The 284-nt window shown below is 52.1% G+C and carries 1 protein-coding gene; it reads right to left on the reverse strand.

The features are described 5' to 3' along the window. Positions 1-284: hypothetical protein (locus K6753_RS14585; RefSeq protein ID WP_223677184.1), on the reverse strand; the 284-nt coding region annotated here is incomplete at both ends.

Below are 284 nucleotides of genomic sequence, written 5' to 3' on the forward strand. Positions count from 1 at the left end.
CGGCCAGATGGGAGCCCCGAATATCCACGGAATCCTGGCGACCGCGGTGATGGGAGCCCGAAGCAACTTTGGGACGTTGAGCATCCTTTCTTCGAGTAGTCACAAGCTTACCAAACCAAGGTCTTCTATGGCCTGATTCGAGATATTCAGTGCGGATCGATGCAAACTTGTTATAACGACGCAGACTAACCTGTCGTGCTTGCTGTTCACCTTCGTCTCCTGATGCCACCTGCTCTTTTTGCGCCAGCAAAGGCTTTGCAAGCTGTTGCTCTATGGCTCTAAAC

This window comes from Novilysobacter selenitireducens, from assembly GCF_020026895.1.
GTDB classification, from domain to species: Bacteria; Pseudomonadota; Gammaproteobacteria; order Xanthomonadales; family Xanthomonadaceae; genus Lysobacter_C; species Lysobacter_C selenitireducens.